The 14,742-nt window shown below is 70.1% G+C and carries 13 protein-coding genes; 6 read left to right on the top strand and 7 right to left on the bottom strand.

Translation table 11 applies throughout. The features are described from left to right. Nucleotides 1–83: 83 nt before the first annotated feature. From BM287_RS06880 to BM287_RS06865, 4 genes are read left to right on the top strand one after another with little or no spacing between them, the layout of a single operon-like run. Entirely contained in the window at nucleotides 84–1,055 is a 972-nt protein-coding gene (locus tag BM287_RS06880; RefSeq protein WP_090037266.1) for an AAA family ATPase, read from the top strand. Beyond that, nucleotides 1,052–2,392: a DUF58 domain-containing protein gene (locus BM287_RS06875; protein ID WP_090037264.1), complete on the top strand. Its 1,341-nt coding sequence runs from the start codon at nucleotides 1,052–1,054 to the stop codon at nucleotides 2,390–2,392. The genes BM287_RS06880 and BM287_RS06875 overlap by 4 nt, the downstream gene beginning before the upstream one ends. After that, the gene (locus tag BM287_RS06870) at nucleotides 2,392–4,689 is read left to right on the top strand and encodes a transglutaminase-like domain-containing protein (RefSeq protein ID WP_090037262.1); all 2,298 of its coding nucleotides are present in this window, start codon (nucleotides 2,392–2,394) and stop codon (nucleotides 4,687–4,689) included. Before BM287_RS06875 ends, BM287_RS06870 begins: the two co-directional genes overlap by 1 nt. A gap of 14 nt (nucleotides 4,690–4,703) precedes the next feature. Beyond that, nucleotides 4,704–5,330, top strand: a complete 627-nt coding sequence (locus BM287_RS06865; RefSeq protein WP_170857459.1) for a zinc-ribbon domain-containing protein — start codon at nucleotides 4,704–4,706, stop codon at nucleotides 5,328–5,330. Nucleotides 5,331–5,375: 45 nt separating this feature from the next. Here the strand turns inward: BM287_RS06865 and ald are convergent, their stop codons facing one another. The 3 genes from ald to gabT form a co-directional block, all read right to left on the bottom strand. After that, nucleotides 5,376–6,491, bottom strand: a complete 1,116-nt coding sequence (gene ald / locus BM287_RS06860; protein ID WP_090037258.1) for an alanine dehydrogenase — start codon at nucleotides 6,489–6,491, stop codon at nucleotides 5,376–5,378. A 290-nt stretch (nucleotides 6,492–6,781) separates the two neighbouring features. Beyond that, a complete protein-coding gene (locus tag BM287_RS06855; protein ID WP_090037326.1) occupies nucleotides 6,782–7,810 on the bottom strand; it encodes an asparaginase in 1,029 nt (342 codons plus the stop codon). Between the two features lie 20 nt (nucleotides 7,811–7,830). Further along, nucleotides 7,831–9,192 carry a 4-aminobutyrate--2-oxoglutarate transaminase gene (gabT, locus tag BM287_RS06850; RefSeq protein ID WP_090037256.1) on the bottom strand — a complete coding sequence of 454 codons (1,362 nt, stop codon included), beginning with the start codon at nucleotides 9,190–9,192 and terminating at the stop codon, nucleotides 7,831–7,833. A 116-nt stretch (nucleotides 9,193–9,308) separates the two neighbouring features. Here gabT and BM287_RS06845 point away from each other — a divergent pair, with 116 nt between their 5' ends. After that, nucleotides 9,309–9,782, top strand: coding sequence for an OsmC family protein (locus tag BM287_RS06845; RefSeq protein ID WP_090037254.1), 474 nt, complete (start codon nucleotides 9,309–9,311; stop codon nucleotides 9,780–9,782). A gap of 169 nt (nucleotides 9,783–9,951) precedes the next feature. Here BM287_RS06845 and BM287_RS06840 read toward each other — a convergent pair whose 3' ends face one another. The 4 genes from BM287_RS06840 to BM287_RS06830 all read right to left on the bottom strand — a co-directional run bounded on the left by BM287_RS06840 (nucleotide 9,952) and on the right by BM287_RS06830 (nucleotide 13,171). Then, entirely contained in the window at nucleotides 9,952–10,710 is a 759-nt protein-coding gene (locus BM287_RS06840) for a lysophospholipid acyltransferase family protein (protein ID WP_090037252.1), read from the bottom strand. Nucleotides 10,711–10,781: 71 nt separating this feature from the next. Then, the gene (locus BM287_RS06835) at nucleotides 10,782–11,663 is read right to left on the bottom strand and encodes a hypothetical protein (RefSeq protein WP_244527977.1); all 882 of its coding nucleotides are present in this window, start codon (nucleotides 11,661–11,663) and stop codon (nucleotides 10,782–10,784) included. A 121-nt stretch (nucleotides 11,664–11,784) separates the two neighbouring features. Then, nucleotides 11,785–12,105 (bottom strand): hypothetical protein, encoded by a 321-nt coding sequence (locus tag BM287_RS17490; protein WP_090037248.1) that lies wholly within the window; start codon nucleotides 12,103–12,105, stop codon nucleotides 11,785–11,787. Between the two features lie 82 nt (nucleotides 12,106–12,187). Then, nucleotides 12,188–13,171 (bottom strand): FKBP-type peptidyl-prolyl cis-trans isomerase, encoded by a 984-nt coding sequence (locus BM287_RS06830; RefSeq protein ID WP_090037246.1) that lies wholly within the window; start codon nucleotides 13,169–13,171, stop codon nucleotides 12,188–12,190. A 75-nt stretch (nucleotides 13,172–13,246) separates the two neighbouring features. Between BM287_RS06830 and BM287_RS06825 the strand changes: the two genes are divergently transcribed. Continuing rightward, nucleotides 13,247–14,593 carry an aminotransferase class III-fold pyridoxal phosphate-dependent enzyme gene (locus BM287_RS06825; RefSeq protein WP_090037243.1) on the top strand — a complete coding sequence of 449 codons (1,347 nt, stop codon included), beginning with the start codon at nucleotides 13,247–13,249 and terminating at the stop codon, nucleotides 14,591–14,593. The last annotated feature ends 149 nt before the right edge of the window (nucleotides 14,594–14,742 follow it).

Below are 14,742 nucleotides of genomic sequence, written 5' to 3'. Positions count from 1 at the left end.
ACTGAGGTGAGCCGCATCCCGCGGCGCCCATCCCTTCCTCCGCGGACCTTGTGGCCGCGCCCCGAATCGAAAGAGGCCGGATCATGACGATGACCCCCGAGCAGGCCGGCTGGTTCTCCGGAGTGTTCGAGCGCCTCGTCGGCAACATCGACCAGGTGCTCCTCGGCAAGACCCACGTGATCCGGCTCGCCCTGACCGCCTTGTTCAGCGAGGGCCACTTGCTGCTGGAGGACTTCCCGGGCACCGGCAAGACCTCGCTCGCCCGCGCCATCGCCGAGAGCGTCCGGGGGTCGACCAACCGCGTCCAGTTCACCCCCGATCTGCTGCCGGGCGACATCACCGGCGTCAACATCTACGACCAGCGGACCGGCGCGTTCGAGTTCCATCGCGGACCGGTCTTCGCCAACATCGTCCTCGCCGACGAGATCAACCGGGCGAGCCCGAAGACGCAATCCGCTCTGCTCGAGGTGATGGAGGAGCAGCAGGTCACCGTCGACGGCGTCCGGCACTCGGTCGGCGCCCCGTTCATGGTCATCGCGACCCAGAACCCCATCGAGCAGGCCGGCACCTACCGGCTTCCGGAGGCGCAGCTGGACCGGTTCCTGATGAAGGCGTCGATCGGCTACCCGGACCACGAGGCGACGCTGCGCATCCTGGAGGGCTCCGAGCGCCGGGCGCACGAGGTCGTCGTACCGGAGGTCATCTCGGCCGGGACCGTGGTCGAGATGGCGACGATGGCACGGAGCGTGCACGTCGATGCGACCATCAACGACTACATCTCGCGGTTGGTCGAGGCGAGCCGCGGCGCGGACGAGATCCGTCTCGGGGTCAGCGTGCGCGGCGCGCTGGCGCTGCTGCGCGCCGCGAAGACGCTCGCAGCCGCCTCCGGCCGCTACTATGTGACGCCGGACGACGTGAAGGCTCTGGCCGAGCCGGTGCTCGCCCATCGGCTGGTGCTCGACCCGGAGGCCGAGTTCGAGGGCGTCAGCGCGTCGAGCCTGGTCGGCCAGCTGCTGATCGAGACCCCGCCGCCGAGTGATCGGGTCGCTGTGTGACCACCGTCACCCGTGCGCAGACCGAGCTGACCAACGTACGCGCTCGCATCGTCGGCGAGCGCGACGGTTTCCTCGCGGATGCGATCGTGTGGGTCGTCCGGATGTCCGCGACCGCCGGTCGTGCCATCGCCACGGTCGCACGGCGGGTAGGCGCCGTGGTGACCTCCCTCGGCTGGTCGCTGCTGGCCCTCACCGTTCTGGCTTTGACGGCGGGGTACGTGTGGAGCTGGATCGAGGCGGTGGTCACGGGATGGACGGCGCTCGTCCTCCTGGTCGTCGGATCCGGCTACCTGATCGGCCGCACGGCGTACGACGTCGGGCTGTCCCTCCCCGCGAACCGGGTGGTCATCGGCGACCGCGCACCCGGTGAGGTCTCGATCCGCAACCCGCTGCGGCGGAGGCTCGCCGGAGTCCGGGTGGAGGTCCCGGTCGGTCACGGCCTGGCGGAGTTCGCGGCTCCCTCGCTCGCCGCGGGGGAGGAGCACTCCGACGTGTTCGTCGTGCCGACCTCCCGGCGCGGCATCGTGCCGATCGGGCCCGTGCGCACCGTCCGAGCCGATCCCATCGGGCTGCTGCGCCGCGAGGTCGTCTGGGCCGAGTCGCTGGACCTGTTCGTCCATCCGCGAACCATCGCCGTCCCGAGCATGAGCACGGGCTTCGTGCGCGACCTCGAGGGCTCGCCGACCCGCGACCTCACGGCGAGCGACATCGCCTTCCACGCGCTGCGGGAGTACGTCCCCGGCGATGAGCGCCGCTACATCCACTGGAAGTCGACGGCGAAGACCGGCAGCTACATGGTGCGCCAGTTCGAAGAGACGCGCCGGAGCCATCTCCTGGTCGCACTGAGCCTGTCGGCAGCCGACTACGCCACCGAGGAGGAGTTCGAGCTGGCCGTGAGCGTCACCGGCTCCCTCGGCGTCCGGGCGATGCTCGACTCGCGGACGGTCTCGGTGGTCGCGAGTGCCGAGACGCCCGACTTCGCCAAGCGGATGGTGTTCAGCGCCCGGAGGCTCAGCACCGTCAATCGCGGCCGGCTCCTGGACGACCTGGCCGGGGTCGAGACCGCCGACGCCGCGCTCCGTCTCACCGAGCTGGCGCGGGTCGCCTCCGACGACTCGGCCGGCGTGTCCATCGCGTTCCTCGTCTGCGGCTCGACGCCGACGGCCTCCCAGCTCCGTGCGGCGGCCGCGCACTTCCCCCTCGGAGTGGATGTCGTCGCCATCGTGTGCGACGAGGGCGCCATCCCGACCCTCCGGCGCGTCTCGGACCTCAGCGTGCTGACCATCGGCTACCTGGACGACCTCCAGCAGAGCCTGGCGAAACGGCTGGCGACCTGATGCCCGCCCGGCGCTCCTTCCGCAGCCTCGTCGATGCCCTCTTCGCCCTGGCCGCCGTCGCTCTCGGCGCCTGGTCGTTCTGGCCGGTCTACCAGTCGAGCGCTTTCGTCGCGATGCTCGTCGTGACGCTGCTGACCGGCGCGGCCATCGGCGTCGTGGGATGGGCGTTCCGCCTCCCGAGCATCCTCATCGCGGCGCTCATCGTGCTCGCCTACCTCGCTCTGGGGGTTCCGCTCGCTGTGCCCTCGGAGGCCGCCGGCGGCGGCCTGCTGCCGACGGGTCCCGGCTTCCTCGACCTCGTGCAGGGCACCTGGCTGAGCTGGAAGCAGCTCGTCACCATCAGCGTGCCGGTCGGGTCGTACCAGGCGTTGCTGGTCCCCGCCTTCCTGCTCACCCTGCTGGCCACGACGCTCACGGTGACCATCGCCCTGCGATCGTCGCGTCCGGAGCTGGCAGCCGTCCCCCCGGTCCTGCTCCTGGTCGCGGGCATCCTGCTCGGTCCGTCCTCCGACTCCGTTCCGCTGGCGCTGCTGTTCGCCCTCTTCGCGGTGCTGCTCGCCTGGCTGATCCGCTTCCGGCTGCTGCGCAGGGCCGCATCCATCCGGTCGCTGCGCGAACAGAGCGGACTGCTGGTCGAATCCCGGAGCGAGCGGCGCTCGACGGCGCTGCTGACCACGGCGGGGGCGACGGTCATGCTGGTCACCGCTGCGGTCGCCGGGATCGCGGCTGCCGCCATCCTCCCGCCGCAAGGGCAGCGCCAGGTGGTGCGGACGGCGGTCGAGCAGCCGTTCGATCCGCGAGACTACCCGAGCCCGCTGAGCGCGTTCCGCTCCTACCTGGAGCCGGGGAAGGCGGACGAGCCGATGCTCAGCGTCTCGGGGCTTCCGGCCGACCGCCGGCTCAGGATCGCGACCCTCGACACCTACGACGGCATCACCTACGCCGTCGGCAGCGGAGACACGACCAGCGCATCCGGCTCCTTCACCCGCGTCCCGTATCGCATGGATCAGACCGGGACGCGAGGCACGCAGACCACCACGACCGTCGTCGTGGGCGACTACCGCGGCCCCTGGCTCCCGGGGAACGGCCAGCTCGAGCAGGTGGCGTTCGCCGGTCAGGACGGAAGCCGGCTCGCCGGCGCCTTCTACTACAACGACGTGACCGGGACAGGCGCGGTCACGACGGCCCTGCACGCGGGCGACGCGTATACCGCGGAGTCGGTGGTGAAGCCGTTGCTGACCGCCGCACAGCTGGAGAAGGTGCAGCCGGGAAGCGATACCGTGCCGCGTCCGACCGTCATCCCCGACGAACTGCAGTCCGTCCTGCAGAAGTACACGGCCGGCGCGTCCGGGGCGGGTGCGAAGCTGGCCGCCGCCCTGCGAGGTCTCGCCGAGAACGGCTACATCAGCCACGGGATCGGACCGGACGAGCCGCCCAGCCGCTCCGGTCACGGTGCGGACCGCATCACCGAACTGCTCACGTCGGTGCCGATGCTCGGCGACCAGGAGCAGTACTCCGTCACCGCCGCGCTCATGGCGCGCCAGCTGGGCTTCCCGGCGCGGGTCGTGGTGGGGTTCGTGGCCCCGAAGGATGCCACGGGGCGCGCCGTGACCCTGGTCGGCGCGGACATCTCCGCCTGGATCGAGGTGCAGACGACCTCCGGATGGGTGACCGTCGATCCGACCCCGCCCCTCCGCCCGGTCCCGCCGAAGCAGCCCGACCAGCCCACGGAGATCTCGCGGCCGCAGACGAACGTGCAGCCGCCGGTCGACGAGAACCCTCAGCGCAACGACGAGCCGCCCCAGGCGCAGGTCGACCCGTCGAACCAACCGCAGCCGAACCCGGTGCTGGAGACCCTCCTCGCCGTGCTCGTCATCGCGGGGTGGTCGCTGCTCGTCCTCGCCATCGTCGCCTCCCCGTTCCTGGCCGTGCTCGCCGCCAAATGGCGGCGACGCGTGCTGCGACGATCCGCGGCGACCGCGCGCGAGCGGATCGTCGGAGGCTGGCGGGAGTTCGCGGACGCGGCGGTCGATCACGGCTACGAACCGCCTCCGGCAGCAACCCGGGTGGAGTTCGCCGACACCATCGGAGGTTCGCGCGCGCAGGCTCTCGCGAAGGTCGCGGACCGGGCGACGTTCAGCGGCATCGCACCGACGCCGGACGAGGCCGTGACGGTGTGGAAGGCGGTCGACGAGCTCCGGGCCCAGCTCGCCAAGCGCGACACGCGGTGGAAGAGACTGCTGGCTGCCGTCTCGCTGCGATCGCTCGGTTACCGTGGAAAGCAGGGCGGACGATGAAGGGGACGGGAACGATGAGCTGTCGCGTGTGCGGTTCGGAGCTGGCGGACGGTACCCTCTTCTGCCCGCTCTGCGGGAGCTCCGTCACGGCCTCCCGGGTGCGCGCGCCCGAGCTGGCCGACCCGCGCCCGTCCGACACCTCCATCCTCACCGACCGCTCGATCCTGGGCGACCGGCTCGCCGAACGGCCGCCGGCCCCTGCGATCGCGGGGCGCTTCCCGGACGGTGTCGAACTGGATGAGGACGGCCTGCCGCCCACGCAGGCCATGACCATCGTGCCGATGGAGGAGGCGCCGCGCGCGCATCCACCGCTCCACCGCTCCTACACGCTGAGCTTCTCGACCGGGGATGTGGTCGAGGTGTCCGGATCGGGGCTCATCGGTCGCCGGCCGATCACGCAGCCCGGAGAGCACGTCGACCAGGTGGTCGTGGTCTCCGACCCCGGCCGCAGCGTGTCCAAGACGCACCTCGAATTCGGTCTGGAGGGCGACGAGCTGTGGATCTGCGACCGCTACTCCGGCAACGGAACGGTCGCGCATCCCCTCGGCGGTGTCGCCCGACAGTGCGAGGCCGGGCGGCGCTACCGGGTCACCCGCGGCACCCGCGTCGAGATCGGCGACCACTGGTTCGACGTCTCCTGACCGGCACTGCTTTACGAGGATGTCAGCGAAGGGGTCGCGAGGACGTCAGGCGAGGGCGTCGGAGACGGGGATGGCGTCCAGGCCGTGCGCGGAGGCCACGCCCGCGTTGGTGACGTGGCCGTCGTGCACGTTCAGACCGAGGGCGAGGGATGCGTCGGCACGGAGCGCCTCCTGCCAGCCGCGGTTCGCGATGGCGCGTGCGTACGGCAGGGTCGCGTTGGTCAGCGCGTAGGTGGACGTGTGCGGGACGGCGCCCGGCATGTTCGCGACGCAGTAGAACAGTGACTGGTGGACCGTGAAGGTGGGGTCGGCGTGCGTGGTCGGGTGGGAGTCCTCGAAGCATCCGCCCTGGTCGACGGCGATGTCGACGAGGACGCTGCCCGCCTTCATCCGCGACACCATCTCATTGGTGACCAGCTTCGGCGCCTTCGCCCCGGGCACCAGGACGGAGCCGATCACCAGGTCGGAGACGACGACGGCCTTGTCGATCTCGAAGCTGTTCGACGCGATCGTCTTGATGCGCCCGGCGTAGAGGGCGTCGAGCTCGCGGAGGCGCTGGATGTTGGTGTCGAGTACCGTGACCTCGGCGCCGAGGCCGACAGCGACCGAGATCGCGTTCGTGCCGGCGACGCCGCCGCCGAGGACCGTGACGACGGCCGGATGCGTCCCGGGCACACCGGGGACGAGGAGCCCCGGTCCGCCGTTCGGCTTCAGCATCGTGTTGGCGCCGACGATCGGTGCCAGGCGTCCGGCGACCTCGCTCATCGGGGCGAGGAGAGGCAGTGCGCGGGTCGGCAGCTGCACGGTCTCATAGGCGATGGCCGTCACGCCGCCGTCCATCAGCGCACGGGTGAGCGCCTCGTCGGCGGCGAGGTGCAGGTAGGTGAACAGGACGAGCCCGCGCCGGAAATAGCCGTACTCGCTCTCGATGGGCTCCTTCACCTTGAGGATGAGGTCGCCGGCCGCCCACGTGGACGCCGCGTCCGGGAGGATGGTCGCGCCCGCACCGGCGTACAGCTCATCCGGGATCGACGATCCGACGCCCGCACTCGACTCGACGAAGACCTCGTGACCCGCGCCGACCAGGTCGTGCACGCCGGAGGGGGTGATCGCCACCCGGAACTCGTTGTTCTTGATCTCACGGGGGATCGCGACCTTCATGGGGCTCCTTCGGCACTCGACGTGATGGTTCGCTCTCACCATAGCCGTCTTCACGGAGGATTTCGACTGAAAACCACGGAACCCGGTACTGATTTCGCGTCCCCACGCCGCCTGCGCAGACGATTCCGTTGCGCCCCCCGCCCCGCGCACCGCCCCGCCCACGATTCCGTCCCACCCTCGAGTACACGAAGATTGCACGTTTCTGAGCGCAAAACGTGCAGTCTTCGTGTACTCGACGGTGGGGCTGGGCGCAGGCGGACGGGGCGTGGGCTCGATGGTGGGGCGCGAGCTCAGGCGGACGGGGCGTAGGAGGCGCGGATGGCGCCGACGGGGGCGCCGCGGCCGAGGACCGCCAGGTCGAGGCCGGGGACGACGCGGTCGACGTCCTCGTGCGTGAGCGCGCCGGCGTCGGCCAGCAGGCGGAGGGCGACGATGGATGCGGCCCGCGGACTCCCGTCGAGCATCTTGAGCGTCACCGTGGTGCCGTCGGGCGCGGTCATGACCATGACGCCCTCGGCGCCCCCCTTGGCGAAGACGCCGAGCTCGTCGATGACGACGGTGTTGGCGCGTCCGGGACCGTCGATTGCCCACCCGTCGGCGAGAACCGCGTTGGTGAGGATCGCGGCGTTACGGAACAGCGCGAACGGCGAGCCCGTGGAGGCGGTGGCGATGCGCTGGATGCCGCGGGCGAGCGCGAGCAGCGACATGGCGTGCACCGGCGCACCGCAGCCGTCGATGCCGGTCGCCACGACCTTCTCGCCGGTCAGCCGCTCCACGGTGTCGCGGATGTGCTGCTGCAGTGGATGCTGCGGATCGAGGTAGCTCTCGGTCGGCCATCCGTTGATCCGGCAGGCCCACAGCATGGCGGCGTGCTTGCCGGAGCAGTTCATGTAAACCGGGTGCTTGTGCTCGCCCGCTCGGACGAGTTCGTCGCGTGCTGCGGTGTCCAGCGGCCAGTCCGGCGGGCAGCGGAGGGCGTCCTCCGTCAGCTGCGCCTGGGCGAGGAGCGTCCGCACGACGGAGAGGTGCGCGGGCGTTCCCGCGTGGCTGGCCGTGGCGAGGACAGCGCTCGCACCCTCCAGTGGAACTCCCGCGCCCATCACCGCGACTGCCTGGAACGGCTTCATGCTCGATCGCGGGAACACCGGGCGTTCCGGAGCGCCGAGGCTGCGGACCACGGCGCCGTCCGGACCCAGCACGACAGCGGATCCCGAGTGCCGCGACTCCACGAAGCCACTGCGCTCGACCGCCGCCAGCTCCACCGCCTCCTCCACCCCGAACACCGCGGGTCCGGAAGCCGTCCCGGACGAGCTCGTCACCGAGCCGACGCGTTCCGTGCTCACAGCGCTGCGATGGCGTCGTCGATCACCGACACGGCGTCGGCGATCAGCTCGTCGGACACGGCGAGGCTCGGGAGGAACCGGAGCACGTTGCCCCAGGTCCCCGCATTGAGGAAGAGGATGCCCTGCTGGGCGGCCGACGCGATGATCCGGTTGACGGCGTCGGGGTTGGGCTCTTTGGTCGTCTGAGCGGTTCCCGGCTTCACGAGCTCGATCGCGATCATGGCGCCGATGCCGCGCACGTCGCCGATGATGTCGTACTTCTCCTGCAGTTCAAGCAGTGCCGGCTTCAGCGCCCTCTCGATGCGCTCGGCCTCCGCGAGAAGATCGTTTCGCTCGATCGTCTCGAAGACGGCGACTGCGGCCGCGGCCGCCACGGGGTTGCCCCCGAACGTGCCGCCGAGGCCGCCCGGCTGCGCGGAGTCCATGATCTCGGCGCGGCCGGTGACGGCGGCGAGGGGGAGCCCGCCGGCGATGCCCTTGGCGCTGAGCACCAGATCGGGGACGAGGCCGAAGTGCTCGCTCGCGTAGAAGGCGCCGGTGCGCGCCATCCCGCTCTGGATCTCATCCGCGATGAAGACGACGCCGTTCGCCGTGCACCAGTCCTGGAGCGCTGCGAGGTAGCCCTCCGCGGGGACGATGAAGCCGCCCTCGCCCTGGATCGGCTCGGCGACGAGGCACGCGAGATCGGAGGCGCCGATGACCTTCTCCAGATAGGCGATGGTGCGCGCGGCCGCTTCCGGACCGCTGAGCCCGTCGCGGTACGGGTAGGAGTTGGGCACATGGTAGACGTCGCCGGCGAAAGGGCCGAACCCGGTCGCGTAGGGCATCGCCTTGTAGTTCATCGCCATCGTGAGGTTGGTGCGGCCGTGGTAGGCGTGATCGAGGACCGCGACAGCGCGGCGACCGGTGAACTTGCGCGCGATCTTCACGCCGTTCTCGACGGCCTCCGCGCCGGAGTTGACGAGCACCGACTTCTTGGCGTGATCGCCGGGCGTGTACTGGGCGAGCAGCTCGGCGACCCGCACGTACTCCTCGTAGGGCGTGATGGTGAAGAGGGTGTGGATGACGTCCTGCAGCTGACCCGCGGCGGCCTCGACGACCGCCGTCTCGGTGTGGCCGACCGTGGTGACGCCGATGCCCGCGCCGAAGTCGACGAACTGGTTGCCGTCCACATCCACGAGGACGGCGCCGTTGGCGCGCGCGATGTAGATGGGCAGCGCGGAGGAGACGCCGGTCGGCACGACGGCCAGGCGGCGCTCGTGCAGTTCCTGCGATTTCGGGCCGGGGATGGCCGTGACGATACGGCGTTCTTGTGGAACGGAGTAGACGGGCGCGGGGGTGCTGACGGTGTCGGTCATGATGCCGTCGAGTCTATCCCGGAGGGCTCCAGGCGATGGGGCGAGCACCGTCCGTGTGGACGAGCGATGGTCGCTGGTGGGCACGGCCGTCCGGTCCCGGGTGCGAGAATCGGAGCATGAAGCTGGAGCATGGATACGCGATCGACCTGCAGTGGACGGGCAACAGGGGGAGCGGGACCAGCGGCTACAAAGAGTACGGGCGCGATCACGTCGTGAGCGCCGCCGGCAAGCACTCGATCGAGGGTTCTGCCGACCGCACGTTCTTCGGCGACACCGACCGCTGGAACCCGGAGGAGCTGCTGCTCGCCGCCCTGGCGCAGTGCCATATGCTCAGCTACCTCGCCGAAGCGGCACGGGCGGGAGTCGTCGTCGTCGGCTACACGGACGCGGCCACCGGCACGATGGAGCAGACCGGCAACGGCGGCGGCCACTTCACCGAGGCGAACCTGCGCCCGCGGGTGACCATCGCCGACCCCGCCCAGGCGGAGCTCGCCGCGAGCCTCCACGAACCGGCCGCCGAGAAGTGCTTCATCGCCGCGAGCGTGAACTTCCCGGTCCACCACACCCCCTCGACCCTCACCCTCGCCTGACTCCAGCCCCACCGTCGAGTCCGCCCCGCCGTCGAGTCCGCCCCGCCATCGAGTCCGCCCCGCCATCGAGTCCGCAGAGACTGCACGCGACACGCCGTGCGGCCGTGCAGTCTCTGCGGACTCGACGGTGGGAGGTGAGGCGGGGGAGACGCGGGGGGCGGGGGCGGCGTCAGAGACGCTCGGGGCGCAGGGCGCGCTTGACGCGCTCGACGGCGTTCGCCGGGGGGGATTCGTTGTAGACCCCGGCCAGTTCCTGACCGGTGAGCTCGTGGATGGCCGCCATGATGGCATCCGTCGCCTGACGCCGAGCCCGTCCGGACTCGGGCGGCCCGAAGCGCGACACGTCGATCGGCTGACCGAAGGTGACCGTGATCCGGTGAGGCCGGGGGAAGCGCGCTCCGACCGGCTGCATCTGGTCGGTGCCGACGAGACCGACCGGGACGACGACGGCACCGGTGGTCAGCGCCAGCCAGCCGATCCCGGTCCGCCCCTTGTAGAGGCGTCCGTCGAGCGAACGCGTCCCCTCGGGGTAGAGGGCGAAAGCGGATCCCGTCTCGATGATCCGGCGGGACTGGTCCAGCGCCTCCTGGGCGGCGGCCCCCGCTCCGCGCTTGACGCCGACCGCGCCGATCGCCGTGAAGAAGCTGCGGGAGACGCGTCCCTTCAGCCCGCTGCCCTCGAAGTAGCTGGACTTCGCCAGGAACTGCACCCGCCGCGGGGCCGTCATCGGGATGACGATCGAGTCGATGAACGACAGGTGATTGCTGGCGAGGATGACCTTGCCCTGCTTGGGGACGTTGCGCTTGCCGATCACGCGCGGGCGGTAGATCAGCTTGAGCAGCGGGGCCATCAGGACGCGGCCGAGGAAGTACAGCGCGCCGGGCCTCTTCACCTCGGCGGCACCATCGTCGGGCTCGTCGATGCTCACCCTTCGAGGGTAGCGCGCCCGTATGCCCTCCGGGGCATGCACGATGGCGGACCGTCCGGCGCCTCTCCCTGTCACGGCTGCAGCGGCGAACGCTGCGGACAGCCGAAGCCGCCTTCGTACACGAGACAGGATTCGACGAATCCCGCGTAGCGCACCGCCAGCGGCGACCCGAACCACTCGGCGTACAGCCGCGAGAAGTTGAGGTTGCCGTACGCCGAGCAGGCGCCGCCCTCGCCCGCAGGCGCACTGAGCGTCTCGTCGTTCGGCTGGTACGGCGTGTAGTTGTAGAGGTTGGCCGTCGCCTGGTTGACGATCCTCACTGTGCTCGCGCCGCACGCGGCATCCGGGTGGTACTGGATGCTGTTTCCGCCGATGCGATAGCGCCAGTCCTGCGGATGGACGGTGTACTCCCGGAACTGCCACGCCGCCCGGTACACCTGGTTGAAGAAGCCGAAGTAGCGCGCGTCGCAGGCCGCGGTGTCCGGGCAGGCGTAGCCGGTCGCCCTCTGGTAGCCGGCGGCACTCGGTGCGGTGAGCAGCGACTGCTCCTTCTGCAGCAGGACGAGCAGCACCCGCGGACTGATCGTGCAGGCGGCTGCCACCCGCGCGATGATGCTGCTTGCCCGCTCGTGGTCGCGCCCGGGCATCGCTGCGCAGCGGTCCTTCGAGGCGGCCTGGGCCGGGGAGTCCATCCGGAAGTCGGCGAGGCACGGCGACGCGTCTCGGGGATGGCACGAGCGTCCCTCGAGGAAGTGCTGGATCTGCCCGGCCGTCATCGCATCCGGGTTGAAGAAGCTGTCGTCGCTGATGATGTCGCCCGGCTCGAACGGCGTGGGCGGCTCCGCCACCGCGGCGGCCGGAACCAGGACGAGCGCCGCCGTGACGGCGAACGCCGCCGCGAGCGGGCGCAGGCGCGGGAACATCGGGATGGACTCGGGTCGCGTAGGGCGCACCGGAAGGACCATACCGTGCGTACCTGGACATCCGGTCTCGCGCTTCGGACTCTTGAAGCTTCCGCGACAGGCCCCTCCAGCCGAGGTGGCGCGCCCAGCAGGTCCGGGCGCGCCACGTGGATCAGCGCGAGATGGACACCACCGTCTGCAGGGCGTTCGGGAAGGTGATCATCTTTGTCGCCTGGATCACATACGTCGTGCCTGTCGCAAGACGGATAGTGGTCGTGCGGTTGCCCGCGGCCACAGATCGGATGTTTCCCTGACTGATTGACGCGGATCCTGTCCCGTCGTACCCCACGGGCGTGCCGTCCCCCCGCTTCATGCAGACGCCCGTTGTCGTGCATCCGGGTGCAGTCCAGGTGACCGCAGCTTGGGCTCCGGCCGGGGCAGAGAGAGACAGCGTTGCGGCGAGGGCCACGGCGGCGAGAATCTTCTTCTTCATCGGTTTCCTTTCATTCGGCGCCCACTAACAGGCACTACCTAGCATAGAAACCGATATTTGAATACTACAACGTGGTGATGACCTAATTGGCCGCTCGCAGGATGTCGACCACGAAGACCATCGTGTCAGTAGCCTTGATGTCACCATTTCCGGCGCTTCCGTAGCCGTCCGCAGGGGGGATGATTGCGATGACCTGCGAGCCGACCTTTTGGCCGACGAGGGCTTTGGTGAAACCAGGGACGAATCCTGATGCGGTGTTCGTATACGGTGTTCCGCGAGTCCACGTGGCGTCGAAGGTCTGACCGTTGCGCCAGAGCACGCCCTTATATTGGATCGTCACCGTATCGTTCGCCTGGACCGTCTCGCCGGTTCCCTGCTTCAGGAGACCGATCTTCGTCTCCGTCGGCGCGGCGGACTTCGGGATGGTGATGGTCGGCTCGCCCGTCTTGGCGTTGAGCTTCACCGCGGGGAACCCGGCAGGCGGGGTGACCGCCTTGCCCGTCGCCCGCATCACCGGGACACTGCGCACGTCGGTGACGATGACGATGGGGTCCGTCTGCTTGACGCCGAGCTGGGCGTATCCGGAGCCGAAGGCGCCCTCGGCCGTCGTCGTCACAACGGCGCGCGACCCGACGGGCAGGCAGTCCGCTGCGCTGACGAAGCCAGGCAGGAACGATTTGGGGTCGATTTTGGCCGTGACCGGTGCATTCGCGCCGAAGCCCTCCGACGGGGCGATCGCCTTCCCGGTGGTGCCGTTGTAGGCGGCGAGGCCGAGGCCCAGAGTCTGGCCGCTGGTGGTCTTGGCACCCTTCCCCGTGATGAGGACGGTGCGCTCGGTGCCGGTCACCTTGAGCGGCGTCGAGAAGGTCACGGTCGGGTCGCTCCCGAACGCGCCGGTCACCTTGATCGACTTCGACGTGTCACCCGGCTTCACGTTCTGGCACGCCGCGCCGGCGGGCGTCGCGGTGGAGCCGCTGGTGGGCGACGAGGAGCTGCAGGCCGCAAGGCCTCCGACGAGGAGGGCGGCCGCCGCGGTCGCGGTCAGAGCCTTGAGAGAGGTACGCACGGTCGACCATCCTGCCCTATCAGTCTTCGTCCCGGCTGACAGCCGCGCCTGGGAGCGCTGGATGGTCCACTTACGATGGAGGGCATGTCCCGCGAATTCTCCGTGCCCCAGTCCCGTCATCTCGTCACCGAACTGCCCGGTCCGCGCTCGGTCGAGCTGCAGCAGCGCCGCGTGGCCGCTGTGAGCCGGGGAGCGGGCACGCTCGCGAACATCTACATGGAGTCGGGATCCGGCGCCATCCTCGTGGATGTGGACGGCAACCGCCTGATCGATCTCGGCTGCGGGATCGGTGTCACCACGATCGGGCACGCGCATCCGGCGGTGGCGGCAGCGGCGGCGGAGCAGGCCGCGAAGCTCACGCACACGCTGTTCACCGTGACGCCGTACGAGAACTACATCGCGGTCGCCGAGAAGCTCGCAGAGATCACGCCGGGCGACTTCGAGAAGCACAGCATCCTTGTCAACTCCGGTGCGGAAGCCGTGGAGAACGCGGTCAAGATCGCCCGCAAGTACACCGGTCGCCGGGCGATCGCGACGCTCGACCACGCCTTCCACGGGCGCACCAACCTCACGATGGCGATGACGTACCGGCCCTGGCCGGAGCGCGCGGGCATGGGTCCCTTCCCGGGCGAGATCTACAGCCTCCCGATCAGCTACCCCTTCCGCGACCCGGAGGGCATGACCGGCGAAGAGGCTGCGGAGCGGACGATCGACTACATCCGCACCCACATCGGCGCGACCGAGCTGGCCGCGCTCTTCGTCGAGCCCATCCAGGGCGACGGCGGGATAATCATCCCGGCGCCCGGGTACTTCGCGCGTCTCGCCGAGTTCTGCGCCGAGAACGGCATCGTGTTCGTCGCCGACGAGATCCAGGCCGGGATCGGCCGCACCGGTACGTGGTACTCGATCGAGCACCACGGCGTCGTCCCCGACCTCGTCACGAGCGCCAAGGGCATCGCGGGCGGCTTCCCGCTGGCCGCGGTCACCGGACGCGCCGAGATCATGGATGCCGTCCAGCCCGGCGGAATCGGCGGCACCTTCGGTGGCAACCCCGTGTCGACTGCTGCGGCCCTCGCGGTGTTCGAGGTGTTCGAGAAGGAGGACCTGCTGGCCCAGGCCCGCCGCGTCGAGCAGGCGCTGTGGGCGCGCATCGGCGATTGGGCCGAGCGGTTCCCGGTCGTCGGGGAGGTGCGTGGAAAGGGCGCGATGTTCGGCGTCGAGCTGGTCGTCCCCGGCACGAAGACGCCCAACCCGGAGGCGCTGAAGGCGGTGCTCGCCCACGCGACCCGCAACGGCGTCATCCCGCTCGATGCGGGCAGCTGGGACAGCGTGCTGCGTCTGCTGCCGTCGGTCGTCATCAGCGACGAGCTGATCGACGACGCCGCGACCGTGCTCGAGGAGGCGCTCGGCCGTCTCGGCTGAGCCGGCTGAGCCGGCTGAGCCGGCTGAGCCGGCTGAGCCGGCCACTCTGGCGCCGAGCCGGAGGCGGGCCTCATGCCTCCGGCAATCGGAGCCAGCTCTGCCTCCGGCAATCGCAGCCAGGCCTCGTGCCTCCCGAGCCGGAGCCGGGC

This window comes from Leifsonia sp. CL147 (genome assembly GCF_900114565.1).
Lineage (GTDB): Bacteria > Actinomycetota > Actinomycetes > Actinomycetales > Microbacteriaceae > Leifsonia.
This window is presented reverse-complemented; position numbering and strand designations above follow the sequence as displayed.

What these genes read in the sequence shown, in the direction of transcription:
- BM287_RS06880 (WP_090037266.1), top strand. Translation starts at nt 84, where the DNA reads ATGACGATGACCCCCGAGCAGGCCGGCTGGTTCTCCGGAGTGTTCGAG.
- BM287_RS06870 (WP_090037262.1), top strand. Translation starts at nt 2,392, where the DNA reads ATGCCCGCCCGGCGCTCCTTCCGCAGCCTCGTCGATGCCCTCTTCGCC.
- BM287_RS06865 (WP_170857459.1), top strand. Translation starts at nt 4,704, where the DNA reads ATGAGCTGTCGCGTGTGCGGTTCGGAGCTGGCGGACGGTACCCTCTTC.
- ald (WP_090037258.1), bottom strand. Translation starts at nt 6,491, where the DNA reads ATGAAGGTCGCGATCCCCCGTGAGATCAAGAACAACGAGTTCCGGGTG.
- gabT (WP_090037256.1), bottom strand. Translation starts at nt 9,192, where the DNA reads ATGACCGACACCGTCAGCACCCCCGCGCCCGTCTACTCCGTTCCACAA.
- BM287_RS06845 (WP_090037254.1), top strand. Translation starts at nt 9,309, where the DNA reads ATGAAGCTGGAGCATGGATACGCGATCGACCTGCAGTGGACGGGCAAC.
- BM287_RS17490 (WP_090037248.1), bottom strand. Translation starts at nt 12,105, where the DNA reads ATGAAGAAGAAGATTCTCGCCGCCGTGGCCCTCGCCGCAACGCTGTCT.
- BM287_RS06825 (WP_090037243.1), top strand. Translation starts at nt 13,247, where the DNA reads ATGGAGGGCATGTCCCGCGAATTCTCCGTGCCCCAGTCCCGTCATCTC.